The sequence below is a fragment of the Microbacterium sp. BH-3-3-3 genome (assembly GCF_007679045.1).
In the GTDB taxonomy this organism is placed as follows: Bacteria; Actinomycetota; Actinomycetes; order Actinomycetales; family Microbacteriaceae; genus Microbacterium; species Microbacterium algihabitans.
Window position 1 is genome coordinate 98,065 of the sequence record NZ_VEFS01000006.1, and the last position, 23,339, is coordinate 121,403.

The window sequence follows — 23,339 nt, forward strand, 5'->3', positions numbered from 1 at the left end:
GCCCGGCCCCCGTTCAGGCGCCCGCCGGTAGCATTGACGACCGTGAGAACCCACCGACCCGGACCTTTCCAGCTCCCCGTGCGCGACATCGAGCGCCACCCGGGCGAGATGCGCGAGCACAGCCTCGACCTCGCCACCCCCGAGAAGTGGGGCGAGGGGCTGCTCTCCATCCCGGAGGGCGAAACGCTCGAACTCGACGTGCGTCTCGAGTCGGTGCACGAGGGCATCCTCGTCTCGGGCACCGTCGACACCACCGCCACGGGCGTGTGCGGACGCTGCCTGATCGACATCACCGAGCCTGTCGAAGTCGAGTTCCAGGAACTTTTCGCGTATCCTGGGGATGAAGCGAGCGACTACGACGTTCAAGACGACCACGTGGATCTTGAAAATCTGGTCCGGGATGCCATTGTCCTGTCGCTTCCGTTCCAGCCGGTGTGTCAGCCGGACTGCCCCGGGCTCGACCCGAACACGGGCGAGAGGCTGACGGAAAGCCCCGGCAACACGGAGCAGACGCCTGCCGATCCCCGGTGGGCAGCGCTCCAGCAGTACACCCCAGACGACGGCGATGCGCTCCGCGCCGCCCCCAAGACAGAGAAGAGCTAGTCATGGCAGGTAACCCCCCGAAGCGGAAGGTCTCCCGCTCCAACACCCGCTCGCGTCGTGCGCAGTGGAAGGCTGAAGCCCCCGCGCTGGTCAAGACCATCGAGAACGGCAAGGTCGTCTACAGCCGCCCCCACCAGGCGAAGGTCGTCACCGACTCGCAGGGCACCGAGCTCTTCCTCGAGTACAAGGGCCGCAAGGTCGCCGACGTCTGATCGGCGATTCGTGACGCGTAACAACGTCGAGCGCGCAGCGCTCACCGAGAAGCTCGGGGTCGACATCGACCCCGAGCTTCTTTCACTCGCTCTGACGCACCGCTCGTTCGCCTACGAGAACGGCGGCGTCCCGCACAACGAGCGCCTCGAGTTCCTCGGCGACTCCGTTCTGGGCCAAGCCGTCACGGTGCGCCTGTTCACCCGGCATCCGGATCTCGATGAAGGAAGCCTGGCCAAGAGGCGCGCGAGCGTCGTGTCGACGGTCGCCCTCGCCGAGATCGCGCGGACGATCGACCTCGGCGCGCACATCCGGCTCGGCCGCGGTGAGATCCTCACCGGCGGTCGCGACAAGGATTCGATCCTCGCCGACACCATGGAAGCGCTGATCGGCGCGACCTTCCTGTCGGCGGGTCCGGATGCCGCGTCCGCGATGGTCCTGCGTCTGGTCGAGCCCCTCATGGCCGACCCGGAACGCTACGGCGCGGCGATGGACCCGAAGACGAGCCTGCAGGAGATCGCCGCACGGCTCGGTCTGTCTGCGCCCGTCTACGGCGTCGAGGCGACGGGTCCCGACCACGACCGCCGCTTCACGGCGACCGTCGCGGTGGGCGACGTCTCGACCACCGGCGAGGGGTCGAGCAAGAAGCAGGCCGAGATGGCCGCCGCCCTCACGGCGTGGCGCGAGCTCGACGCGCGTGCCTGAGCTCCCCGAGGTCGAGGTGGTGCGCGCGGGTCTCGAACCCGCCGTCACCGGCGCCCTCATCTCGTCGGTCGACGTGCGCGACGAGCGCGCCCTGACTCGGCACACCGGGGGAGCGGCCCACTTCGAGGCCGAGCTGACCGGCCGGCGCATCGCGTCCGCCGTGCGGCGCGGCAAGTTCTTGTGGATGCCGGTCGGCGACGACGAGGCGATCGTCACGCACCTCGGCATGAGCGGTCAGATGCTGCTGCGCCTGCCCGGGGCACCCGAGGAACGGCACGAGCGCATCCGCATCGAGCTCGAGCCCCCGGAGCATGGCGCGCTGTCGGTCGTGTTCGCCGACCAGCGCACGTTCGGTTCCCTCGCGATCGACCGTCTCGTCGACACCCCCGACGGGGCGGCGGGCGGCCGGGGATCCGCGCTTGCGCGGGTGCCCACGCAAGTCGCGCACATCGGTCGCGACCCCCTCGATCCCGCGTTCAGCGCGACGCGCTTCCGCGTGCGTCTCGCACGCACGGCATCCGGCATCAAACGGGTGCTGCTGGATCAGACGGCGGCCAGCGGAATCGGCAACATCTACGCCGACGAGTCGCTGTGGGCGGCGCGCATCCACCCCGAGACCTCGGCGCGCGATCTGCCGACCCGGGCGGTCAACCGCCTTCTCGGCGAGGTGCAGGCGGTGCTCGAGAAGGCCCTCGCCGAGGGCGGCACGAGTTTCGACGCGCAGTACGTCAACGTCAACGGTCAGGCGGGCTACTTCGCGCACTCCCTCAACGCCTACGGCCGCACGGGTCAGCCGTGTCCGCGATGCGGGCGGCCGATCGTGCGGGTGTCGTTCATGAACCGCTCGAGTCACTTCTGCCCGCACTGCCAGAAGCTGCGCTGATGCGACGTTGACCTCAAGCGCTTGAGGTGTGCTGTGCTGGTGGCATGTCGATGGTCACCATCCAGCAGGCCGCGCGACGTTCGGGGCTGAGCGAACCCACCCTCCGGTACTACGAGGAGGTCGGGCTCATCGGTCCGATCTCGCGCGATCCGAGCAGCGGACACCGACGGTATCGAGAGCGCGACCTCGACGACCTCCAGGTGCTCGCGTGCCTGCGCGCGATGGGGGTCGGCATCGAGGACATGCGCACCTATCAGGCGAATCGGGCGCGGGGGCACGAGGCGGCGGGGGAGCAGCGGGATCTGCTGCTGCGCCATGCGGAGCGGGTCGAGCTCGAGATCGCGGTCCTCCACGTGCACCGCGACTACCTGGAGCGCAAAGCCGCGCTGTGGGATGCCCGCGAGCGCGGCGACGTCGCCGCCGAGTCCGAGGCGCAGGCGCGCGTGGCGGAGATCACCCCGCGGCTCGAAGCGATGATCCACGCTTGACTTCACGCGCTTGAGGTCTGTTCGACTCTGACCATGAACACTTCTCATCGCACCATCCTCGTCACGGGAGCCACGGGATACCTCGGCTCTCGCCTCGTCGCCGACCTTCTCCAGCGCGGCACTTCCGTGCGCGCGACCCTCCGCTCCCTCGAGGCCGAGCCCGCGCTCCGGGCGGCGGTCCGCCGCGCGGGTGCCGATGACGCCGACCTCGAGGTGGCCGTCGCCTCGCTGACCGAGGACGCTGGGTGGGATGCCGCGGTATCCGGGGTCGCCGGCGTGCACCACGTCGCCTCGCCGATGACGCACGCCACCGAAGACGCCGACCTCGTGGTCACCCCGGCGCGCGACGGAGCGTTGCGCGTGCTGCGCGCGGCCCGGGATGCCGGGGTGAAGCGGGTCGTGCTGACCTCGTCGTTCGCCGCGGTCGGGTACTCCGCCAAGCCGCTGAACGCGCAGGGCGTGCGCGAGTTCGACGAGGGGGACTGGACCGACCCCGGCACCGCGGGACTGCCGGCGTACCCGCGGTCGAAGGCCGTCGCCGAGCGCGCTGCCTGGGACTTCGTCGAGCGCGAGGGCGCCGCCCTCGAACTCGTCGTGCTCAACCCGACCTGGATCGCGGGGCCGTCGCTGACGGCAGACCCCCGGTCATCGTTGCAGGCGTTCCTCGCCATCCTCGGCGGGCAGATGGCGCTCGCCCCGCGTCAGCGTTTCGGCGTGGTGGACGTTCGCGATGTCGCCACGGCGCATCTCGCGGCGATGGATGCTCCGGATGCCGCGGGCAGGAGGTATCTGCTGCTCGCCGACGGACCGACGACGTCGTGGCTCGGTGTCGCCTCGGTGCTGAGGGAGCACCTCGGCGAACTGGCATCGAAGGCACCCGTCGAGGAGGTGCCCGGCGACGACCTCCCGCCGCTGGTGATCCACAATGAGCGGGCGAAGGCCGAGCTCGGTTTCGCGCCCCGCCCGGCCGAGACCACGCTCATCGACACCGTCGACGACCTCCGCGCGCGCGGACTGATCGGCGCCTGAGACCGCGCGGAACGGGGGCGTCGGTGATGCAGCCGACGCCCCCGCCCGTCAGTCGAGGACCTTCTTCCATACGCCCTCGTACGAGATGGCACGGAAGCCGATCTCCTCGTTGATCGAGAGCATCGGCCGGTTCTCCTCGGCGTTGTAGGTGATCACGCGGGGCGAGCTCGGCGCCACCTCGTGCCAGGCGAGCAGCCCCGCGCACTTCACGAGCATGCCGAGGCGGTGGCCGCGGTGGCTCGCGACGACCAGGGTGTCTTCCTGGTGCGTGGCGGCCGCGCGGTCTTTGCCGATGACGAGCTCGTTGAAGGCGGCGAGCTCGCCCGTGTCGACGTGCTGCGCCGCGGTGACGAGAAGGTGCCGACCGGCGTCGAGGTAGTCGCGCTCGTAGCGACGCAGGCGCGCGGCATCCCACACCTCTTCGTCGAACTCGAGTCCGGCCGAGGGGGCGTCGGTGACCATGCGCGACTTCATCCATGCGAACGCGTCGACGAACTCGTCGGGTGTGGGCAGCGTCCACTGGACCACGCGGTACCCGGTCGCGGCCGCCTCGGCCGCAGCGAGAAGGTTCTCGAGGTGCGGTCGGGAGCCCTCGAGGTCGAGGGCGCTCACCCGCACGATCTGCTCGAGGGTGTTTCCGGATGCCAGGAAGAAGCGGGCCGCGTGATCCTCGGGGATCGCGCCGAACCCCGTCGGCGCCGCGACCTGCGGTCCCTCGGCGGCGGGGTGCTCCGCCCACGACTGCAGGACCGTGCGTCCCTCGTCGCGGGCGACGCTCTCGATGAGGGCGAACGCGGTGCGGCCGATGCCGTGGCCCCACGCGGAACGCCGGAGGTCGATGTGCCAGAAGCCGGTGCGGGCGCCCTCCTCCTGCGGGAACTCGAGGCCGACGCGGCCGACGACCTCCCCGTGGAACACGACGATCCACGCATAGCGCTTCATGTCGGGCTTGGGCTGGTACATCGGCAGCAGTTCGTCGGCGGGCATCGACCCGTCGTCGTGGCCGGAGATCTCGGCGTAGATGAGGTTGCGCAGGCGCACCATGTCGCGGAAGTCCGCGGCATCCGGTGCATCGATCGAGGTGGGGACGTGCAGGGGGCGCAGCTCGAGGCCGGCCGTGAGGGTGGTCATGTCGTGACTTCCGTGTCGCAGGAGGAGAGGGAGGGGTGGGGTCGACGGAGTGGTCGACCCCACCGGGATCAGAACGGCGGGCGGCTGAACGCGGCGGCGCTCTGCCAGGCGCGTTCGCGGCGGTCGCGCTCGGCGGCCGCGTCGCGCGCCCGCAGGGCTTCGACGGCCCGGTGGTCGAGGGCCCGTGCGCGGTCGGCGTGCCGCGTCAGCAGCCAGAGGCCGAGACGCAACGAGAGCCGATCGAACAGGCCCAGCGGCCGGTAGGCCGTGGTGTCGAAGGTGATCGTGGACGGGGTGGGAGTGGTGGTGGGCGCGGCCGTCGTGTGCTGCGGCGCGCGCGTGAACAAGGCGTTCATGCGGAGGCTCCGTGAAGAAGAGGAGTGCGAGTGAAGATGCGCGCGAAGCGCGGGCGGGATCACGGGGATCCGGCGGGAGCGGCGTCGAAGGACGGCTCACGGGAAGCGGAGACGCAGGGCGTCTCGACGCGACGGGTCAACCCAGACGAGAGGGCATGCCGACGGCGGGGGTCACTCCGGTGACGGGTGCGGAGAGCACGGGAACGGCGATGAAGCCGGTGGCGGTGAAGCCGGTGTTGGTGCGAATCATGGGAGGACCTCCTTTCGACGTCGGTTGCGACTGCCGACGCTAGCGAAGGCATTCAGCAGATGTCAAGCTCTCGTCCAGAAAGCGCTGGTCCCCGGGCGCGTCGCGTGCCCGTGACCGGCTCGGCGCCGCGGAATTCCGCGCCTTTCGGTTAGCGTGAGACGCCGGGTCGATCGAGGGAGGGTGACGTGCATCTGAAGAGCCTGACCCTCCGCGGCTTCAAGTCGTTCGCCCAGTCGACGACCTTCGCCCTCGAACCCGGGGTCACGTGCATCGTCGGTCCCAACGGCTCGGGCAAGTCCAACGTGGTCGACGCGCTCGCGTGGGTGATGGGCGAGCAGGGGGCGAAGACCCTGCGCGGCGGCAAGATGGAAGACGTCATCTTCGCCGGCACCTCGACCCGCGGCCCCCTCGGCCGGGCCGAGGTGCAGCTCACGATCGACAACGCCGACGGCGCCCTGCCGATCGACTACAGCGAAGTCACCATCAGCCGCACGCTCTTCCGCACCGGCGCGAGCGAGTACGCGATCAACGGTCAGACGTGCCGCCTGCTCGACGTGCAGGAGCTGCTCAGCGATTCCGGCCTCGGCCGCGAGATGCACGTCATCATCGGGCAGGGCCGTCTCGACACGGTGCTGCAGGCGACGGCCGAGGACCGACGGGGGTTCATCGAAGAGGCGGCCGGCATCCTGAAGCATCGCCGCCGCAAAGAGAAGACCGTGCGCAAGCTCGAGGCGATGGAGACGAACCTCACCCGTCTCAGCGATCTCGCCGGAGAGCTGCGGCGCCAGCTCAAGCCCCTCGGCAAGCAGGCCGAGATCGCGCGCGAGGCGGCGACCATCGCCGCCGTCGTGCGTGACGCGAAGGCGCGACTCTACGCCGACGAGCTCGTGCTGCTGCGCACCCAGCTCGCCGACGCGGCGCGGGCCGAGAGCGAGCGGCACACCGAGCGACTCGGCCTGCAGGAGCAGGCCGAAGGGCTCCGCGGCCGGGTGGAGCGCCTCGAGAACGACCAGCGTTCCGAGGCCGTCGACCGTGCCCGCAGCGTGGCCTTCGCCCTCGAGCAGGTGCAGGAGCGCGTGCGCGGGCTGTACACGCTCGCCGGTCAGCGTCTCGCGCTGCTCACCGACGACGGTGACGGCGGGGGAGGGTTCGCGCCCACCGTCACGCAGTCGATGATCGACGACGTCCGGGCCGAGATCGACGACATCGCCGCGGGCCTGGGCGATGCTCAGGATGCCGCGTCGCAGGCCGCCCGCGGAGTCGCGCGAGCGCGCGCCGAGCTCGACGCGCTCGACGTCGACATCGCCGCCCAGAGCGCCCTCGTGTCGGAGCACGACATGCGCCTGACGAGCCTGCGCGGTGCGGCGGATGCCGCGAACTCGGCCCTCACCGCCGTGCGCGCGGGCGTCGATCGACAGCAGCGGGCCCTCGACGCCGCGCTGCTCCGTCGTGCCGAGGCCGAGGAGGCGCGCGCGGGGCTCGATCCCGACGTCGCCCCCGAGGCGGCCAGCGCCGAACACGCTGCGGCCTACGAGCGTGCGCAGCGCGAGGCGAACGCCGTCGAGACGCGCGTGGCGGGGCTGCGCGAGCGCCTGCACGCCGCCGAACGCGAACGCGATGCCCTCGAGGCGCAGACGACGGCTCTCGGCCGCGCCCTCGACGTGCGCAATGCGGCCGCGGACCTCATCGCCGCCGGGGGTCGCGGCATCCGGGGTCTCGTCGGAGACGACGTGAAGGTCACCGCGGGCTACGAGGCGGCGATCGCCGCGGCGCTCGGCGGCCTCGCCGAGGGTCTGCTGGTCGACGACGTCGCGGCGGCCTTCGCGGCGGCGCAGACCGCGAGCGAGGCGGATCTGGGCGTCGTCGACATCGCGATCGCGGATGCCGCGGAGGCGCAGCCCGCGCGCGTCGCTGGGGGGACGCCGGCCGTCGACGTCGTCACCGCGTCGTCGGGCGTGCGCGGGATCCTCTCGCGCGTGGTGATCGTCGACGACCTCGAGGCCGCGCGCGCGGCGCAGTCGTCTCTCGAGCCCGGAGTGACGCTGGTCACCCGGGCGGGGGAGCTGCTCACCGCGCACACCGTGCGCGCCGGCTCGGGTGCGGGCCGATCGCGGCTGGAACTCGCCGCCGAGCGCGATGGCGCCGCCGAGCGTCTGGCCGAGATCGTCGTCGTGGCCGATTCGCTGCGAGAGGCCCTCTCCGACGAGCAGCGCGTGCTGACCGAGGCGCGCCAGAAGACGAAGGATGCGCTCGCCCACCTGCGCGAGCACGACGCCGCGCTGGCGGCTCACGCCGAGAAGGTCAACCGCGTGACGGTGCGTCACGAAGCCGCCGTCGCGGAGTGCGAACGACTGGCCGCGGGACTGGCGCAGACCGAGACGGCGGTCGCCGAGGCCGAGGACGCCGCCCGTCGAGCCGACGAGGCCCTCGCCCGGGCGCTCGAGGCGCCGCGCCCTCTGCTCGATGCGTCGGCGCGCGAGGGGATGGCCGCCGCCGTCGACGCGGCTCGCGAGGGCGAGATGCGGGCGCGCCTCGACATCGAGACGCTCAAGGAACGCGTGCGGGCCGGTGAGGCGCGCATCGTGCAGCTCGAGCAGCAGCGGGAGCGGGAGCGGTCGGCGGCCGAAGAGGCCGCTCGCCGGGCGGTGATCCGCCGTGCTCAGCGCGAGGTTGCCGCCGAGGTCGCGGGGCAGCTGCCGGCGCTGCTCGACGCGATCGACCGGTCGGTGAGTCAGGCGCGCGTCGAGCTCGCCGCGGCCGAGGCGGCGCGCACCGCGGTCACCGCCGAGTTGTCCCGCGCGCGGGCCGACGAGACGGTGGTGCGCGAGCGACTCGCGCGACTGACCGAGAGCGTGCACGGCCTTGAGCTGCAGATGCACGAGAAGAAGCTCCACGTGACGAGCCTGCTCGAGCGCGCGCAGTCGGAACTCGCGCTCGACGAGCACATTCTCGTTTCGGAATACGGCCCTGACCAGCTCATCCCCACCGAGGCGGAGGGCGAGAGCGTCCCGTTCGAGCGGGCGGCGCAGAAACGTCGACTGCAGGATGCCGAGCGCAAGCTGTCGCAGTTGGGCCGGGTGAATCCGCTGGCCCTGGAGGAGTTCGCCGCCCTCGAGCAGCGCCACGCCTTCCTCACCGAGCAGCTTGCCGACCTGCAGCAGACCCGCGCCGACCTGCAGACGATCATCGCCGAGCTCGACGAACGCATGCAGACGATCTTCGTCGCAGCGTTCGAGGACACGCGCGCGGCGTTCACCGAGATCTTCCCGATCCTCTTCCCGGGCGGAACCGGCAGCATCGCCCTGACCGACCCCGAGAATCCGCTGACGACCGGCATCGAGGTGTCGGTGCGACCGGTGGGCAAGAAGATCGAGCGTCTGTCGCTGCTCTCGGGCGGCGAGCGCTCGCTGGCGGCGGTGGCCTTCCTGACCTCGATCTTCACGGCGCGCCCGAGCCCCTTCTACATCCTCGACGAGGTCGAGGCGGCGCTCGACGACGCCAACCTCGGGCGCCTGCTGGGCGTGTTCGAGAAGCTCCGCGCGAGCAGCCAGCTCATCGTCATCACCCACCAGAAGCGCACGATGGAGATCGCCGACGCGCTGTACGGGGTGTCGATGCGGCAGGACGGCGTCTCGGCCGTCGTGGGCCAGCGCGTGGGCGACCGCGCCGCCCGACCCGCGCCCGTAAGCTGAAGCAATGGCTGAGAACTCCTGGTCGTTGGGCCGCGCGCTGCGCGGGCTGTTCGTCAAACCCACCATCGACGAGACGACGTGGGAAGACCTCGAGACGGCCCTGCTGACCGCCGACTTCGGCCCCGACGTCACGGAGCGGCTCGTCGACGAGCTGCGCGAGAAGGTCGAGCGCTACCGCACCACGGATCCGCGCGACCTGCAGCGCATGCTGAAGGAGACGCTCGAAGAGCACTTCGCCAAGTTCGACACGACGCTGCGGCTCACCGAGCGTCCCGCCGTCGTGCTCGTGGTCGGCGTCAACGGCGTGGGCAAGACCACCACGATCGGCAAGTTCGCCAAATTCCTGCAGCGCTACGGCCGCACCGTCGTCGTCGGCGCCGCCGACACCTTCCGCGCGGCGGCCGTCGACCAGCTCGCCACCTGGGCCGAGCGCGGGGGAGCGACCATCGTCCGGCCCCAGCACGAGGGCCAGGATCCGGCATCCGTCGCCTTCCAGACCGTGGCGCACGCCAAAGAGACCGGTACCGAGATCGTGCTCGTCGACACCGCCGGTCGCCTGCACACCAAGGGCGGCCTCATGGACGAGCTCGGCAAGATCAAGCGCGTCATCGAGAAGCAGGCCCCCATCAGCGAGGTCCTTCTCGTGCTCGACGCGACGACCGGCCAGAACGGTCTCATGCAGGCCCAGGCCTTCCTCGACAGCGCCGGCGTCACCGGTCTCGTGCTCACCAAGCTCGACGGGTCGGCCAAGGGCGGGTTCGTGCTCGCGGTGCAGGAGCGCACCGGCATTCCCGTCAAGCTCCTGGGTCAGGGCGAGGGCATCAACGACCTGACCGGCTTCACCCCGCACGTGTTCGCCTCGTCGCTCGTCGACTGATCCCTACCGCACGAGCGCACCCGGGCGGGTCGTCTTCCCGAAGCGCGGGCGGACTGCTTACATGGAGTCATGGCCATCGAGCACGACTTCTTCGGACTCCTCGAGTCGGGCCCCGACGGGTCGATCTTCTGGAGTGAGAACGTCGAGTTCGGCGACCAGAGCGTCACGGTCGACCTGACCGCCCCCGATCAAGACGACGTGTCCGTCGAGGCGCTCGACGTCGCGGCATCCATGGTCTCGTCTCTCGAGGCGATCGACCTCGCCGCGCGCAATGCCATGGTCAACGAGCTCGACGACCGCACCAGCGAGGTGACGGAGTACATCCTCCAGCAGCAGGCGACCTTCGGCGAAGAGATCGAAGACCTGCTCACCGACGTCACGGGCGACACGCATATCGACGTGATCAAGGCCCTGCAGCTGATGAGCATGACGATCCTCGCCGACGAGCACGGCGGGGCCGACCCCTTCGCGGTCCTCGAGTACGCGCTCGATCCCGACGCCACCGACGACGTGCTGCTGGTGAACCTCGCCTCCGACGGGCGGGTGCAGTCGGTCACCAGCGCCGACTGACGGCGTGCAGACCTTTCTGCCGTACCCCTCGTTCACGGCATCCGCGGCCGTTCTCGATCTCAAGCGGCTGGGCAAGCAGCGCGTCGAGACGTTCCAGCTGTTGCGCGCGTTGACGGTGCCCGACCACGGCTGGCGCCACCACCCCGCCGCGAAGATGTGGGACGGCCACCTGCCGGCGCTCGTTTCGTACGGCCTCGTCATGACGGACGAGTGGATCGCCCAGGGCCGCGCCGACACCGTGCGCGCCAAGATCCGCGTGTTCGCGCCCGAGGTCGACGGCCTGGCGCAGAACGAACTCGACCTCCCGCCGTGGGTCGGCGACGAGGCGTTCCACCTCGCGCACCGCTCGAACCTCGTCCGCAAGGACCCGGAGTTCTACGTCCCTCGGTTCGGCGACGTCCCCGACGATCTGCCCTACGTCTGGCCGGTCTGAGGCGCGCTCACACCGCCTGGGCGAACCCCGCGTCGGCGGAGGCGATGTCCTTCGCGAGGTGCGCGAGGTGCGGCGGGATCTCGCGGCCCTTCGACACCATCGACTGCGCCCACAGGCGCCCGGCGCGGTACGACGAGCGCACCAAGGGGCCGGCGAGCACGCCGAGGAAGCCGATGCGTTCGGCCTCCTCCTTGAACTCCACGAACTCGGCCGGCTTCACCCAGCGGTGCACGGGGAGGTGCCGCGGGGTCGGGCGCAGATACTGCGTGATCGTGATGATGTCGGTGCCCGCCGCGTGCAGGTCTTCGAGCGCCTGGACGACCTCTTCGGGCTCCTCGCCCATGCCGAGGATGAGGTTCGACTTGGTGATGAGTCCGGCCTCGCGCGCCGCGGTCAGCACTCCGAGGGAGCGCTCGTAGCGGAAGGCGGGACGGATGCGCTTGAAGATGCGGGGCACGGTCTCGACGTTGTGCGCGAAGACCTCGGGCCGCGAGGAGAAGACCTCTTCGAGGTGCGCCGGGTTGCCCGAGAAGTCGGTCGCGAGGATCTCGACGCCGGTGCCCGGGTTGTCGGCGTGGATGCGGCGCACCGTCTCGGCGTGCAGCCACGCCCCCTCATCCGGCAGGTCGTCGCGGGCGACGCCGGTGACGGTGGCGTAGCGCAGCTGCATCCGGGTGACGCTCTCGGCGACGCGACGGGGCTCGTCGCGGTCGTAGTCGGCGGGCTTACCGGTGTCGATCTGGCAGAAGTCGCAGCGGCGCGTGCACTGCGAGCCGCCGATGAGGAAGGTCGCCTCGCGGTCCTCCCAGCACTCGAAGATGTTGGGGCAGCCGGCCTCCTGGCACACGGTGTGCAGATCCTCGCTCTTCACGAGCTTCTGCAGGGCGGTGTACTCCGGCCCCATCTTCGCCTTGGTCTTGATCCACTCGGGTTTGCGCTCGATCGGCGTCTCGGCGTTGCGCACCTCGAGGCGCAACAGCTTGCGTCCGTTGGGGGCGGTGGATGCCGGCGCTCCGGCGTGACCGGTTCCGCAGGCGCTCATGCGGCCACCGCCGCGTACTCGGCACGGAACACGCGTTCGATCGCGTCGACGAGGTCGGCGGGGGAGACGTCGGCCCCGACGATCTCGCTGACCGTGGTCACCCCGGCATCCGAGATCCCACACGGCACGATGTGCCGGAAACCCGCGAGGGTGTTGTCGCAGTTGACGGCGAAGCCGTGCATGGTGACTCCTCTTTCGACGCGGACTCCGATCGCCGCGACCTTGTCGACGCCGAGGGGGCGTCGGACCCAGACGCCGCTGCGCCCCTCGACGCGGAAGCCGTCGACGCCGTGAACGGAGAGAGCGTCGATCACCAGGCCCTCCAAGCGGCGCACGTGCGCGACGACGTCGATCGGTTCGGGGAGGCGAACGATCGGGTAGCCGACGAGCTGGCCCGGACCGTGCCAGGTGATCTTGCCCCCGCGGTCGACGTCGACCACCGGGGTGCCGTCGTCGGGTCGCTCGTGCGCTTCGGTGCGCTTGCCGGCGGTGTACACGGCCTCGTGCTCGAGCAGCAGAAGGGTGTCGCCTCGCTCGCGCGCGACGACGTCGGCGTGCACGCGGCGTTGGTGCGCCCAGCCGTCGAGATAGGGCACGTAGTGCGGGGCGAGGCCCGCCCGCTGGATGTCGATCATCGACGACTCCCGCCTTGTTGGATTGCGTCTAACAATACACATCGACCCGACGCCTAGGCTGGCTGGCGTGACCACCGAACCTCGCAGCGGACGCCCCCGCGCCTCCTCGCGCGAGGTGCTGTCGGAGGCCGCGTGCGAGCTGTTCCTCGAGCAGGGCTACGACGCCACAAGCGTGTCCGACATCACGCGTCGGGCCGGGGTGAGCCGCTCGAGCTTCTTCAACTACTTCTCGGCCAAGAGCGACGTTCTGTGGTCGGGTTTCGATGAGCAGGCGGATGCAGGGATCGCGCTGCTGCGCGAGGGGGCACCCGTCGCCGACGCCCTGTCGGCGATCGGCCGGGGGCTCGCCCCCGATGCGCTCGCCCTCGCGATCACGAACGCCGACGCGATGGGCATCGCCGCCGAGCTCGACCGCGACCGCGCCGTGCGGCAGTTCCGGCTGCAGCGCGAAGTCGCCTCGCGCCTCGCGCACGACGGCGCGGCCCCGCTCGCCGCCCAAGTGCGCGCCGGTGCGCTCTCGGCCGCCGTGCTCGCGGCGGTGTGGGCCTGGGCCGACCGCACCGCGGCCGGTCGGTCCCTCGCCGACACCCTCGCCGAGGCGCTCTCCGCGGCCTGAGCGCGAGGCGGGCGACGGCTGCGGCCCGGCCCGCGTAAACTCGTCTCATCATGGCGACTTTCGGCACCCTCTCCGACCGGCTCACAGAGACCTTCCGCACTCTCCGGAAGAAGGGCCAGCTCACGCCCGCCGACGTCGACGGGACGGTGCGCGAGATCCGCCGTGCCCTCCTCGACGCCGACGTCGCGCTGCCCGTGGTCAAGGAGTTCACCGCCGCGGTGCGCGAGCGCGCCCTGGGCGACGAGGTCAACCGCGCGCTCAACCCCGCGCAGCAGGTCGTGCAGATCGTCAACGACGAGCTCATCGGCATCCTGGGCGGTCAGCAGCGTCGCCTGCAGTTCGCCAAGAACCCGCCCACGGTCATCATGCTCGCCGGGCTCCAGGGCTCGGGTAAGACCACCTTCGCGGGCAAGCTCGCGAAGATGCTCGAGAAAGACGGCCACACCCCGCTTCTCGTGGCGTGCGACCTCCAGCGCCCGAACGCCGTCAACCAGCTGCAGGTCGTCGCCGAGCGCGCCGGCGCCGCGATCTACGCGCCCGAGCCCGGCAACGGGGTCGGCGACCCGGTGAAGGTCGCCCGCGACGGCGTCGCCTACGCCACGCGTCAGCAGCACGACATCGTCATCATCGACACCGCCGGTCGCCTGGGCGTCGACGCCGAGCTCATGAAGCAGGCGTCCGACATCCGCAAGGCCACCGAGCCCGACGAGGTGCTGTTCGTCATCGACGCGATGATCGGTCAAGACGCGGTCAACACCGCCAAGGCGTTCCAGGACGGCGTCGACTTCACCGGCGTCGTGCTGTCGAAGCTCGACGGTGACGCCCGCGGTGGAGCCGCCCTCTCGGTCGCCTCGGTCACCGGCCGCCCCATCATCTTCGCGTCGACCGGTGAGGGCCTCGACGACGTCGAGCCCTTCCACCCCGATCGCATGGCATCCCGCATCCTCGACCTCGGTGACATCCTCACCCTGATCGAGCAGGCGCAGTCGGCCTTCGACGAGGCCGAGGCGATGAAGGTCGCCGAGAAGCTCGCGACCGAGACCTTCACCCTCGAGGACTTCCTCGAGCAGATGCAGCAGATGAAGAAGATGGGCTCCATGAAGAAGATGCTCGGGATGCTCCCGGGCATGGGAAACATGAAGCAACAGCTCGAAGACTTCGACGAGCGCGAGATCGACCGCACCGAGGCGATCATCCGCTCGATGACCCTCGTCGAGCGTCGCAACCCCAAGATCCTCAACGGCTCCCGCCGCCTGCGCATCGCGCGCGGTTCGGGTATGACCGTCACCGACGTCAATCAGCTCGTGCAGCGCTTCGACCAGGCCGCCAAGATGATGAAGACCGTCGCGCGCGGCGGTGTGCCCAACATCCCCGGCATGGGCCCCGTCGGCGGCAAGCCCGGCGCCTCGTCCAAGCGCGGCAAGCAGCAGAAGGCCAAGGGCTCGCGTTCGGGCAACCCGGCCAAGCGCGCCGCAGAGAACGCCGGCATCGCGGCATCCGCCCCCGCCACCGGCTCGGGCTTCGGCCTGGGCGGGCAGAAGGCGCCGAGCGAGGCCGATCTCGCCGAGCTGCAGAAGATGCTCGGCCGCGGCTGAGCCCCGGCTCTTCTACGGCAGCACGTCGGCGTCCTGCAACGCCGACATGACCGTCTGCTCGATCGCCCGCTGACCGCGGGCGGTCGGGTGCACGTCGTCGTCCTGCATCCACTCGGGGTGGCCCACAAGCGGCTGACCGACGTCGACGAACGTTCCCCCGACCTCGTCGACGGCGTCGCGCAGGGCGTCGGAGGTGACGGCGGTGTCGTCGGGCACGTCGGGGTCGTCGTTCCAGATCGTGCTCAACCCGACGATGCGCGCGTCGGGGGCGGCGTCGTGGATCTGCGACACGGTGTCGGAGGTGTCGCTGCGGATCTCGTCGCCGTCCTCCCAGAAATCGTTGCTCGAGGACTCCACGATCACCAACTGGGGCTGCAGAGCCGCCACCGCGGGCACGAATCCGGCGTAGGTCGTTCCGCACCCGCCCTGCACGACGAAGCCCATGCCGGGGCAGGCGAGGTTGGTCAGCGCGAGATGCGCGCGATCGCCGAGCAGCACCGGCCATGCCTCTTCGGGCGGCAGGTTGTATCCGGACATGAGCGAATCGCCGATCGTGACGACCCGCAGCGGCCGCGTCGAGTCAGGAGACGGCGCCGGGCTCGCCGACGCCTCCAGCTCGGGAGCCGCGAAGGTCGGAGAGGGGGCGGATGCCGTGGGCTCGGGCGCGCACGCGCTGAGGGCCAGCACGAGGCCCACCGCGACGACGACCAGCGACGGCGTCGACCGGGGGCGCGCGGAGACCATGGGGCGATCCTAGGAGCGCGCGCCTATGAACCAGCGCGGAGTCGCTTCTCAGACACGCAAGGCCGCGAGGTGTTCGCGCAGCGTGGGACCTCCACGGAACTCGCGGATCAGGTGCTGAACGACCTCGCGCAGATCGCCGTCGGCGGCCTCGGCCACCGCGATCTGACGCGCCGAGCTGCCGCCCGTGGCGAGGATGGTCTCGAGGCTCGCGAACTCCTTCGCGCAGTGCAGCTCCAGGGCCACGCCGGCCAGCTCCTCCATGGTCTCGCGGAGGTGCTCCACCACCGGACGCTGCGTGCCCTCGCGGTCGACGATCACGCGCGCATCGAGGCCGTAGCGCGCCGCGCGCCACTTGTTCTCGCGGGCGTACCAGGCCGGAATCCCCGGCAGCGGCTTGCCGTCGTCGATCAAGCGCGAGAAGTGCTCCACGAGCGTCTGCGCGAGGGCGGCCACCGCGGCCAGTTCCGGCAGGGTCGACATGCCGTCGCACGCGCGGATCTCGACGGTGCCCCACTTGGGCGCCGGACGGATGTCCCACCGCACCTCGCTGGCATCCGCCATCACCCCGGTGCGGACCATGTCGTCGAGGTAGTCCTCGAACTCGCCCCAGGTCTCGAGCTGCCAGGGGAGACCCGCGGTCGGGAGCTGTTGGAACACCAGCGCGCGGTTCGAGGCGTACCCCGTGCGCTCACCCGCCCAGAACGGGCTCGACGCCGACAGTGCCTGCAGGTGGGGGAGGAAGACGGTGAGCGCGTTGACGATCGGCACGACCTTCTCGACGTCGTCGACGCCGATGTGCACGTGGATGCCCCAGATCATCATGTTGCGCCCCCACCACTGGGTGCGCTCGATGAGCGTGTGGTAGCGCGTCTTGTCGGTGACCTGCTGGTCGTACCACTGCGCGAACGGGTGACTGCCGGCGCAGAGCAGTTCGACGCCGCGCGGCTCGGTCTCTTCGCGCAGCGCGCCGATGGCGTCGGCGATGTCGTCGACGGCCTCCGCGACGGTGTGTCCGACGCCGCTGGTCACCTCGACGGTGTTGGTCAGCAGCTCTCCGGTGACGGTGAAGCGCTCGAGGGCCGTGCGCTCCTCGAGCTCTTCGAGGATCTCGGGGGCCCGGGGTGCGAGGTCGCCCGTGCCACGGTCGGCGAGCATGAGCTCCCACTCCAACCCCACGGACGAGCGCGTCGATGCAGCGAACGGCAGCCTCATGCGGTCAGTCTGACACGGGGCCCGCGGGGTGGGCTGCTCCGCTACCCTGCGCGACGGCGCGTGTCGTTTCGCGTCGCCTGTCACGCGGCGGCCCGGGGATCTGGCAGAATAGAGGGCTGGACCCGCTACTCGACCCTCTATCCAGTATCGGTCCACCCTTTTGAGCTTCCGCCGGGTGTGCACCCCACTCTCCAGGCGACCGGTTCGTTCGTTTTTCATCATCAGGAGTCATCGTGGCTGTCAAGATCCGTCTCAAGCGCCTCGGAAAGATCCGCGCGCCCTACTACCGCATCGTCGTCGCCGACTCGCGTACCAAGCGCGATGGTCGTGTCATCGAGGAGATCGGCAAGTACCACCCGACCGAGGAGCCCTCGTTCATCGAGGTCGACTCGGAGCGCGCGCAGTACTGGCTGTCGGTCGGCGCCCAGCCCACCGAGCAGGTCGCCGCCATCCTCAAGCTCACGGGCGACTGGGGCACGTTCAAGGGCGACAAGAACGCCGTCTCGACCGTCAAGGTCCGCGAGCCCAAGGCTCCGTTCGAGGCCGACGCCTCGAAGAAGTCGGTCGTCAAGCCCAAGGCCGAGAAGAAGGCCGACGCTCCCGCGGAGGCGCCCGCTGACGCCGCCGCCGAGACCTCGGCCGAGTAATTCCCGTGCTGTCCGCCGCGCTCGAACACGTCGTCAAGGGGATCGTCGATCACCCCGACGCCGTGACCATCCGCTCCAGCTCGTCCCCGCGTGGCGACGTGCTGGAGGTTCGCGTGCACCCCGATGACCGGGGTCGCGTGATCGGGCGCGGCGGTCGCACCGCCAAAGCACTGCGTACGGTCGTGGCCGCTCTGGCCGACGGCCGTCGCGTGCGCGTCGACGTCGCCGACGACTGATGTCGACCGGCGACACCGCGGGCGAGCAGCCCGCCAAGACCCAGCTCCGCGTCGGACGCCTCGTCAAGGCCCACGGCCTCAAGGGCGCCTTCAAGATCGAGCTGTACACCGACGATCCCGACGGGCGTTTCACCCCCGGGAGCACGTTCACCCTGCAGGTTCCGGAGTCCTCGCCGTGGCACGGCCGCGAGCTGACGGTCCGCGAGTTCCGCTGGATGAACTCCCACCCCGTGGTCTTCTTCCAGGGGGTCGACGACCGCAACGCCGCCGAAGAGCTGGTCAAGGCGATCCTCTGGATCGACCAGGACACCGAGGCCGCCTCCACCGAAGACGACGCCTGGTACGACCACCAGCTCGTCGGTCTCGACGTGGTGCGCGACGGCGCAGTCATCGGCCGCGTCGTGCGGGTCGACCATTTCCCCGCTCAAGACCTGCTGATCGTCAAGCCCTCCGGCGACGAGCGCGAGGTGCTCGTGCCCTTCGTGAGCGCGATCGTCCCCGAGGTCGACATCGCCGGCGGCCGCGTCGTCATCACCCCGCCGACCGGTCTGTTCGAAGACCTCCCGGCCGACGTCGACGACGAGCCGGAGCCCGCGGATGCCGCGGTCGAGGCCGACGAGAACCCCGACTCCCGCGAGGACTGACGTGCGCATCGACGTCGTCTCGATCTTCCCGACGATCTTCGACGCTCTCGAGGTGTCGCTGTTGGGCAAGGCCCGGCAGAGCGGACTCCTCGACGTGCGCGTGCACGATCTGCGCGACTACACGCACGATCGACACCGAACCGTCGACGACACCCCGTACGGCGGCGGAGCCGGCATGGTCATGAAGCCGGAGCCGTGGGGCCTCGCGCTCGACGACATCGCCGGCGGCGTCGACCCGCGACCGGTCATCGTCTTCCCCTCTCCTGCCGGGGAGCGCTTCACCCAGGCCACAGCTCGCGAGCTGTCTCAGGCCCCGCACCTCGTCTTCGGGTGTGGGCGCTACGAGGGCATCGACGAGCGCGTGTTCGACTACGCGTCCGAGCTCGGCGAGGTGCGCCTGATCAGCCTCGGCGACTACGTGCTGAACGGCGGTGAAGTCGCCGTGATGGCGATGATCGAGGCCATCGGGCGTCTCGTGCCCGGCGTGGTCGGCAACCCCGAGAGCCTCGTCGAGGAGTCGCACGAAGACGGCCTCCTCGAGTACCCGTCGTTCACCAAGCCCGCCGTGTGGCGCGAGCGCGAGGTGCCGCCGGTGCTCCTGAGCGGCAACCACGGCGCCGTGGCCTCGTGGCGCCGCGAGCAGCAGATCGAGCGCACGCGCGAGCGTCGGCCCGACCTCCTCGCCGACTGAGCGTCACCGCCTTCGCGTGCGACTCCGGATGCCGCGGCATCCGGTCGTCCGACAGCGCTCGAGCGGTCGTTCGGCGCCGCGGGTGCAGCGTCTCCGCGCCTCGCGGACGACACCGGCAGGGCCGGACATGACGGATGCCGCGACCCCGAGGCCGCGGCATCCGGAAACAATCGTCAGTCGACGCCGAGGAACGAGCGATCGGTCAGCACGATCGGGCCCGCGGTGGTGATGGCGACGGTGTGCTCGGAGTGCGCTCCGCGCGAGCCGTCGACGCTGCGCAGCGTCCACCCGTCGGGGTCGGTGACCAGCTCGTCGGTGGTCTGCAGGAACCACGGCTCGAGCGCCAGCACGAGGCCGTCGCGCAGCGGGTAGCCGCGCCCGGCCTTGCCGTCGTTGGCGACGTGCGGGTCGCCGTGCATCGTGCGCCCGACGCCGTGACCGCCGAAGTCGGTGTTGATGCTGAGGCCCTCGGCGTGCGCGACGGCGGCGATCGCGGCGGAAATGTCGCCGATCTTGTGGCCCACCGTCGCGGCCTCGATCGCCGCGGCCAGCGCGCGCTGCGAGGTGTCGATGAGGGCGAGGTCCTCGTCGCGAGCGGTGCCCACCACGAACGAGACCGCCGAGTCGGCGACCCAGCCGTCGACCGAGGCCGCGAAGTCGAGCGAGACGAGGTCGCCGTCGCGCAGCGCGTAGTCGTGGGGGAGGCCGTGCAGCACCGCGTCGTTGATCGAGGTGCACAGCACCTTGCCGAAGGGGCTCGCGCCGAACGAGGGGTGGTAGTCGATGTAGCAGGACTCGGCTCCCGCGGCGCGGATCATGTCGTGAGCGCGACGGTCGAGCTGCAGCAGGTTGGTGCCGACCTTCGTCTCGTCGCGCAGGGTCGCCAGCACTTCGGCGACGAATCGCCCGGCCGGACGCATCGCGTCGATCTCAGCCGGGGTGCGCAGTTCGATCATGGGGGTCTTCCTTCCGTCGAACTCCCATTGTCCCCGATGCGGGGCTCGTACCCGCTCCGGAGACAGAGGCATCTCAAAGCCACCGCACATGGATCGGCCATAGCATCGGTTCATGGTGCTGCGCCGAATCTTCTTCCGCTGGCTGTTCCCCGCGGCCTTCGTGCTGCCGCTGTGGTTGTTCATCGGGTGGATCGTGTTCTCGGGCGGAAGCGGCTGGGCTCTGCTCTGGCTGTTCATGGCCGCCCCCGCGGTCTTCGTGTCGCAGCTGATCCTGACCCTGGTCGTGCGGGCGCGCGCCTCCGTGCGCGAGTCGCGCGCCGTGTCGTGGCGTGATGCGGCCGGCATCGGCGTGTGGCACGTCGCGATCGTGGCGCTCGGGCTCTTCGACTCGCGGATCTTCTTCCCGCTGCTCGTGCTCTCGGTGCTCGGCGCTCTGCTGCTGTTCTGGTCGTCGCTCGCCCAGCTGTGGAACGAGGCGCGCGGAGTGGCGACCGTCATGCACACCAGCGACGGAACCGCCTACATCCCGCCCGTGCGCGAGCGTCCGGCGGCGCCGGTCGACGGCGAGGTCATCGTCGTGTCCGAGACGCGGCGGCCCGACTGAGGCCGGTTTGGCCGGGTGGTCGCGGCGTGGCAGAATAGACGATTGTGCCCTGACAGACTCTGCCTCAGGGGAGTCCGCCGCATCCCGCGGCCTCGGGCACGCCTCACCTTTTCCCCTTTAATCGTGCGATCGACCTGTGGCGGTCGCAGGAAGTGATGATCATGCAGATCCTCGACTCCGTCGACGCGGCTTCGCTGCGCTCCGACATCCCCGTCTTCGCCCCCGGCGACACCGTCAAGGTGCACGTCAACATCACCGAAGGCACCCGCTCGCGTATCCAGGTGTTCCAGGGCGTCGTCATCGGCCGCTCCGGCGACGGCGTGCGCGAGACCTTCTGCGTCCGCAAGGTCAGCTTCCAGGTCGGCGTCGAGCGCACCTTCCCGGTCCACAGCCCCGTGATCGACCACATCGAGGTCGTCACGCGCGGGGACGTGCGTCGCGCCAAGCTGTACTACCTGCGCAGCCTGCGTGGCAAGAAGGCCAAGATCAAGGAGAAGCGCGACCGCTGAGTCCGCTCTCTCGAACGCCCCGTGGGTCCGCCCACGGGGCGTTCGGCGTTTTCGCGGGTGAGCCGGTCACGGGCGGCGGCTCGGATATGCGAACCTGGTCTGTGCGGTTCCCCGACGGGCGGTGGACCCGGTGAAGGATCACATGAGCGACCAGACCGCCTCGACCTCGGATGCCGTGGCATCCCGTTCCGCCGCACCCCGGCGCCGTGGATGGGGGGCGTTCTTCCGCGACCTGCTGGTCATCGTCGTGATCGCCCTGCTCGTGTCGTTCCTGGTGAAGACCTTCGTCGTGCGCTCGTTCTACATCCCGTCGGCCTCGATGGAAAACACCTTGATGATCAAGGACCGCATCCTCGTCGACGAGCTGACCCCCCGCTTCGGGGAGTACTCGCGCGGCGACGTCGTCGTCTTCCGCGATCCCGGCGGCTGGCTCGATCAGACCCCGGCACCGGCGCGATCGCCGTTCGTCGAGGGCGTGGACTGGGTCCTCTCGCTCTTCGGCCTGTCTGCTCCCGACAGCGACGACCACCTCATCAAGCGCGTGATCGGCGTCGCCGGCGACCACGTGGTGTGCTGCAACGCGCTCGGCCAGACCGAGGTCAACGGCGTGCCGATCGACGAGCCCTACGTGCGCCTCGCGCCCGGGGCGACCGCCCCCACGCCCGTCCCGTACGACGTCACCGTCCCGGACGGTTCGCTGTGGGTGCTCGGCGACAACCGCAACAGCTCCCGCGACTCCCGCTTCAACCAGGATCAGCCCGGTCGCGGCTTCGTTCCGGTCGACAACGTCGTCGGACGCGCGTTCCTCATCACGTGGCCGTTCGACCGGTTCGGGCTGATCGACTTCCACCACGAGGTGTTCGCGGGGGTTCCCGCACCGGGAGCGCAGTGATCGAGCCCACCCTCACCCTCGAGCGGCGCCTGCTGAAAGAGCACGCGCTGATCATTGCGTGCGACGAGGTCGGGCGCGGTGCCCTGGCCGGCCCGGTGGCCGTCGGGGCGGCCGTGATCGACCCCGCGCGTTCGCGCAAGCGCGTGCCGGCGGGTCTGCGCGACTCGAAGCTCGTGCCCGAGGCGCGGCGCCCCGAGGTCGCGGCGCGTGCGGCCGCCTTCGTGCAGCACAGCGCCGTGGGGTGGGCGAGCTCGGTCGAGGTCGACGAGATCGGCATCATCCGCGCCCTGGGCCTCGCCGCGGTGCGCGCGATCGCCGATCTGCGCGCGCACGGGGTCGTGCCCGAAGACGCGCTCGTCATCCTCGACGGCAACCACGACTACATCACGCCCGCGGGGGAGTCCGGGCTGCGCGTGCAGCCCATCGTGAAGGCCGACCGCGACTGCGCGAGCGCCGCCGCGGCATCCGTCATCGCCAAGGTCGCCCGCGACACCCTCATGACCGGCCTGCACGACGACCTGCCCGCGTACGGCTGGGCGCGCAACAAGGGCTACGCCAGCCTCGACCACCGCGACGCGATCGCCGCCCACGGCGTGAGCGTGCACCACCGTCACTCGTGGGCGATCGCGGCCGCGCCGACCCTGTTCTGACCGGGCGCTGCGCCCACGCCGTTCGGACGCGCCCGGGGCGCCGTCACCGTGCGGCCGTGGCGGCGGGGCGCGCCTAGGATGGAGTCACCATGGATGACGACGTCTTCGAGGACTACGACCGCGAACTCGAACTGGCCCTGTACCGCGAGTACCGCGATGTCGTGCGCCAATTCACCTACGTGATCGAGACTGAGCGTCGGTTCTACCTCGCCAACGACGTCAACGTCGTGCGTCGCGACACCGAGCACGACTTCTACTTCGAGATCTCGATGACCGACGTCTGGGTGTGGGACATCTACCGCGCCGACCGCTTCGTCAAGTCGGTGCGCGTGCTGACCTTCAAAGACGTCAACGTCGAAGAGCTGTCGCGGCACGACTTCCAGCTGCCCGACGAGCTCTCGCTCGACAACTGACGCCTCCTCCCCAGCGGGCCGTCTGC

28 protein-coding genes are annotated in these 23,339 nt (G+C 70.4%); 21 read left to right on the forward strand and 7 right to left on the reverse strand.

Annotation, left to right across the window (positions count from 1 at the left end; genetic code table 11):
- Positions 1–108 precede the first annotated feature (108 nt).
- From FS769_RS15245 to FS769_RS15270, 6 genes are read left to right on the forward strand one after another with little or no spacing between them, the layout of a single operon-like run.
- Complete coding sequence (locus FS769_RS15245; RefSeq protein ID WP_144835045.1) at positions 109–603, forward strand: DUF177 domain-containing protein; 495 nt, start codon at positions 109–111, stop codon at positions 601–603.
- Between the two features lie 2 nt (positions 604–605).
- Complete coding sequence (gene rpmF / locus FS769_RS15250) at positions 606–815, forward strand: 50S ribosomal protein L32 (RefSeq protein ID WP_013586329.1); 210 nt, start codon at positions 606–608, stop codon at positions 813–815.
- A gap of 10 nt (positions 816–825) precedes the next feature.
- Positions 826–1,518, forward strand: coding sequence for a ribonuclease III (rnc, locus tag FS769_RS15255; RefSeq protein ID WP_144834896.1), 693 nt, complete (start codon positions 826–828; stop codon positions 1,516–1,518).
- Positions 1,511–2,401 (forward strand): bifunctional DNA-formamidopyrimidine glycosylase/DNA-(apurinic or apyrimidinic site) lyase, encoded by an 891-nt coding sequence (gene mutM, locus FS769_RS15260; RefSeq protein WP_144834898.1) that lies wholly within the window; start codon positions 1,511–1,513, stop codon positions 2,399–2,401. The genes rnc and mutM overlap by 8 nt, the downstream gene beginning before the upstream one ends.
- 44 nt (positions 2,402–2,445) lie before the next feature.
- Positions 2,446–2,889 (forward strand): MerR family transcriptional regulator, encoded by a 444-nt coding sequence (locus FS769_RS15265; protein ID WP_144834900.1) that lies wholly within the window; start codon positions 2,446–2,448, stop codon positions 2,887–2,889.
- Positions 2,890–2,922: 33 nt separating this feature from the next.
- On the forward strand, positions 2,923–3,918 hold the full coding sequence (locus FS769_RS15270) for an NAD-dependent epimerase/dehydratase family protein (protein WP_144834902.1): 996 nt from the start codon (positions 2,923–2,925) through the stop codon (positions 3,916–3,918).
- A gap of 48 nt (positions 3,919–3,966) precedes the next feature.
- On the opposite strand, the gene FS769_RS15275 is transcribed toward FS769_RS15270, so the two are convergent.
- Together FS769_RS15275 and FS769_RS15280 are read right to left on the reverse strand one after the other, a co-directional pair.
- Positions 3,967–5,049, reverse strand: coding sequence for a GNAT family N-acetyltransferase (locus FS769_RS15275; RefSeq protein ID WP_144834904.1), 1,083 nt, complete (start codon positions 5,047–5,049; stop codon positions 3,967–3,969).
- 68 nt (positions 5,050–5,117) lie between these two features.
- Entirely contained in the window at positions 5,118–5,405 is a 288-nt protein-coding gene (locus tag FS769_RS15280; RefSeq protein WP_144834906.1) for a hypothetical protein, read from the reverse strand.
- Positions 5,406–5,840: 435 nt separating this feature from the next.
- On the opposite strand from FS769_RS15280, the gene smc reads away from it, so the two are divergent.
- The 4 genes from smc to FS769_RS15300 all read left to right on the forward strand — a co-directional run bounded on the left by smc (position 5,841) and on the right by FS769_RS15300 (position 11,227).
- Positions 5,841–9,347: a chromosome segregation protein SMC gene (gene smc / locus FS769_RS15285; protein WP_144834909.1), complete on the forward strand. Its 3,507-nt coding sequence runs from the start codon at positions 5,841–5,843 to the stop codon at positions 9,345–9,347.
- A gap of 4 nt (positions 9,348–9,351) precedes the next feature.
- Complete coding sequence (gene ftsY, locus FS769_RS15290; protein ID WP_144834910.1) at positions 9,352–10,224, forward strand: signal recognition particle-docking protein FtsY; 873 nt, start codon at positions 9,352–9,354, stop codon at positions 10,222–10,224.
- Positions 10,225–10,293: 69 nt separating this feature from the next.
- Entirely contained in the window at positions 10,294–10,794 is a 501-nt protein-coding gene (locus FS769_RS15295) for a DUF2004 domain-containing protein (protein ID WP_144834913.1), read from the forward strand.
- Positions 10,795–10,798: 4 nt separating this feature from the next.
- Positions 10,799–11,227, forward strand: a complete 429-nt coding sequence (locus tag FS769_RS15300; protein WP_144834915.1) for an MSMEG_6728 family protein — start codon at positions 10,799–10,801, stop codon at positions 11,225–11,227.
- 7 nt (positions 11,228–11,234) lie between these two features.
- Here FS769_RS15300 and lipA read toward each other — a convergent pair whose 3' ends face one another.
- Together lipA and lipB are read right to left on the reverse strand one after the other, a co-directional pair.
- A complete protein-coding gene (gene lipA / locus FS769_RS15305) occupies positions 11,235–12,269 on the reverse strand; it encodes a lipoyl synthase (RefSeq protein WP_186325581.1) in 1,035 nt (344 codons plus the stop codon).
- Positions 12,266–12,946 carry a lipoyl(octanoyl) transferase LipB gene (gene lipB / locus FS769_RS15310; RefSeq protein WP_144834917.1) on the reverse strand — a complete coding sequence of 227 codons (681 nt, stop codon included), beginning with the start codon at positions 12,944–12,946 and terminating at the stop codon, positions 12,266–12,268. Before lipB ends, lipA begins: the two co-directional genes overlap by 4 nt.
- Positions 12,947–12,971: 25 nt before the next feature.
- Here lipB and FS769_RS15315 point away from each other — a divergent pair, with 25 nt between their 5' ends.
- Both FS769_RS15315 and ffh read left to right on the forward strand, forming a co-directional pair.
- Positions 12,972–13,520 carry a TetR/AcrR family transcriptional regulator gene (locus FS769_RS15315; RefSeq protein WP_144834919.1) on the forward strand — a complete coding sequence of 183 codons (549 nt, stop codon included), beginning with the start codon at positions 12,972–12,974 and terminating at the stop codon, positions 13,518–13,520.
- A gap of 50 nt (positions 13,521–13,570) precedes the next feature.
- Complete coding sequence (gene ffh / locus FS769_RS15320; protein ID WP_144834921.1) at positions 13,571–15,115, forward strand: signal recognition particle protein; 1,545 nt, start codon at positions 13,571–13,573, stop codon at positions 15,113–15,115.
- 12 nt (positions 15,116–15,127) lie between these two features.
- Here the strand turns inward: ffh and FS769_RS15325 are convergent, their stop codons facing one another.
- Complete coding sequence (locus tag FS769_RS15325) at positions 15,128–15,859, reverse strand: SGNH/GDSL hydrolase family protein (protein ID WP_144834923.1); 732 nt, start codon at positions 15,857–15,859, stop codon at positions 15,128–15,130.
- A 48-nt stretch (positions 15,860–15,907) separates the two neighbouring features.
- On the reverse strand, positions 15,908–17,071 hold the full coding sequence (locus FS769_RS15330; protein WP_144834924.1) for a glutamate--cysteine ligase: 1,164 nt from the start codon (positions 17,069–17,071) through the stop codon (positions 15,908–15,910).
- 233 nt (positions 17,072–17,304) lie between these two features.
- Between FS769_RS15330 and rpsP the strand changes: the two genes are divergently transcribed.
- From rpsP to trmD, 4 genes are read left to right on the forward strand one after another with little or no spacing between them, the layout of a single operon-like run.
- Positions 17,305–17,718 (forward strand): 30S ribosomal protein S16, encoded by a 414-nt coding sequence (rpsP, locus tag FS769_RS15335; RefSeq protein ID WP_144834926.1) that lies wholly within the window; start codon positions 17,305–17,307, stop codon positions 17,716–17,718.
- Between the two features lie 5 nt (positions 17,719–17,723).
- Positions 17,724–17,954 (forward strand): RNA-binding protein, encoded by a 231-nt coding sequence (locus tag FS769_RS15340; RefSeq protein WP_144834927.1) that lies wholly within the window; start codon positions 17,724–17,726, stop codon positions 17,952–17,954.
- Positions 17,954–18,598, forward strand: coding sequence for a ribosome maturation factor RimM (gene rimM / locus FS769_RS15345; protein ID WP_144834929.1), 645 nt, complete (start codon positions 17,954–17,956; stop codon positions 18,596–18,598). The genes FS769_RS15340 and rimM overlap by 1 nt, the downstream gene beginning before the upstream one ends.
- A gap of 1 nt (position 18,599) precedes the next feature.
- Positions 18,600–19,289 (forward strand): tRNA (guanosine(37)-N1)-methyltransferase TrmD, encoded by a 690-nt coding sequence (gene trmD, locus FS769_RS15350; protein WP_144834931.1) that lies wholly within the window; start codon positions 18,600–18,602, stop codon positions 19,287–19,289.
- Positions 19,290–19,462: 173 nt separating this feature from the next.
- Here the strand turns inward: trmD and map are convergent, their stop codons facing one another.
- A complete protein-coding gene (map, locus tag FS769_RS15355; RefSeq protein WP_144834933.1) occupies positions 19,463–20,245 on the reverse strand; it encodes a type I methionyl aminopeptidase in 783 nt (260 codons plus the stop codon).
- Between the two features lie 112 nt (positions 20,246–20,357).
- On the opposite strand from map, the gene FS769_RS15360 reads away from it, so the two are divergent.
- The 5 genes from FS769_RS15360 to FS769_RS15380 all read left to right on the forward strand — a co-directional run bounded on the left by FS769_RS15360 (position 20,358) and on the right by FS769_RS15380 (position 23,313).
- The gene (locus FS769_RS15360) at positions 20,358–20,849 is read left to right on the forward strand and encodes an MFS transporter permease (RefSeq protein ID WP_230704745.1); all 492 of its coding nucleotides are present in this window, start codon (positions 20,358–20,360) and stop codon (positions 20,847–20,849) included.
- A 161-nt stretch (positions 20,850–21,010) separates the two neighbouring features.
- Entirely contained in the window at positions 21,011–21,358 is a 348-nt protein-coding gene (rplS, locus tag FS769_RS15365; RefSeq protein ID WP_144835051.1) for a 50S ribosomal protein L19, read from the forward strand.
- A gap of 142 nt (positions 21,359–21,500) precedes the next feature.
- Positions 21,501–22,250 (forward strand): signal peptidase I, encoded by a 750-nt coding sequence (gene lepB, locus FS769_RS15370; RefSeq protein ID WP_144834935.1) that lies wholly within the window; start codon positions 21,501–21,503, stop codon positions 22,248–22,250.
- Positions 22,247–22,900, forward strand: a complete 654-nt coding sequence (locus FS769_RS15375) for a ribonuclease HII (RefSeq protein WP_144834937.1) — start codon at positions 22,247–22,249, stop codon at positions 22,898–22,900. Before lepB ends, FS769_RS15375 begins: the two co-directional genes overlap by 4 nt.
- An 89-nt stretch (positions 22,901–22,989) precedes the next feature.
- Positions 22,990–23,313, forward strand: a complete 324-nt coding sequence (locus tag FS769_RS15380; RefSeq protein ID WP_055836674.1) for a DUF2469 family protein — start codon at positions 22,990–22,992, stop codon at positions 23,311–23,313.
- Positions 23,314–23,339 lie beyond the last annotated feature (26 nt).

Coding starts and splice junctions, on each gene's coding strand:
- FS769_RS15245 (WP_144835045.1), top strand. CDS start 109: ATGCGCGAGCACAGCCTCGACCTCGCCACCCCCGAGAAGTGGGGCGAG.
- rpmF (WP_013586329.1), top strand. CDS start 606: ATGGCAGGTAACCCCCCGAAGCGGAAGGTCTCCCGCTCCAACACCCGC.
- FS769_RS15265 (WP_144834900.1), top strand. CDS start 2,446: ATGTCGATGGTCACCATCCAGCAGGCCGCGCGACGTTCGGGGCTGAGC.
- FS769_RS15270 (WP_144834902.1), top strand. CDS start 2,923: ATGAACACTTCTCATCGCACCATCCTCGTCACGGGAGCCACGGGATAC.
- FS769_RS15275 (WP_144834904.1), bottom strand. CDS start 5,049: ATGACCACCCTCACGGCCGGCCTCGAGCTGCGCCCCCTGCACGTCCCC.
- FS769_RS15280 (WP_144834906.1), bottom strand. CDS start 5,405: ATGAACGCCTTGTTCACGCGCGCGCCGCAGCACACGACGGCCGCGCCC.
- ftsY (WP_144834910.1), top strand. CDS start 9,352: ATGGCTGAGAACTCCTGGTCGTTGGGCCGCGCGCTGCGCGGGCTGTTC.
- FS769_RS15295 (WP_144834913.1), top strand. CDS start 10,294: ATGGCCATCGAGCACGACTTCTTCGGACTCCTCGAGTCGGGCCCCGAC.
- lipA (WP_186325581.1), bottom strand. CDS start 12,269: ATGAGCGCCTGCGGAACCGGTCACGCCGGAGCGCCGGCATCCACCGCC.
- lipB (WP_144834917.1), bottom strand. CDS start 12,946: ATGTGTATTGTTAGACGCAATCCAACAAGGCGGGAGTCGTCGATGATC.
- ffh (WP_144834921.1), top strand. CDS start 13,571: ATGGCGACTTTCGGCACCCTCTCCGACCGGCTCACAGAGACCTTCCGC.
- FS769_RS15325 (WP_144834923.1), bottom strand. CDS start 15,859: ATGGTCTCCGCGCGCCCCCGGTCGACGCCGTCGCTGGTCGTCGTCGCG.
- FS769_RS15330 (WP_144834924.1), bottom strand. CDS start 17,071: ATGAGGCTGCCGTTCGCTGCATCGACGCGCTCGTCCGTGGGGTTGGAG.
- rimM (WP_144834929.1), top strand. CDS start 17,954: ATGTCGACCGGCGACACCGCGGGCGAGCAGCCCGCCAAGACCCAGCTC.
- map (WP_144834933.1), bottom strand. CDS start 20,245: ATGATCGAACTGCGCACCCCGGCTGAGATCGACGCGATGCGTCCGGCC.
- FS769_RS15360 (WP_230704745.1), top strand. CDS start 20,358: ATGGTGCTGCGCCGAATCTTCTTCCGCTGGCTGTTCCCCGCGGCCTTC.
- rplS (WP_144835051.1), top strand. CDS start 21,011: ATGCAGATCCTCGACTCCGTCGACGCGGCTTCGCTGCGCTCCGACATC.
- lepB (WP_144834935.1), top strand. CDS start 21,501: ATGAGCGACCAGACCGCCTCGACCTCGGATGCCGTGGCATCCCGTTCC.
- FS769_RS15380 (WP_055836674.1), top strand. CDS start 22,990: ATGGATGACGACGTCTTCGAGGACTACGACCGCGAACTCGAACTGGCC.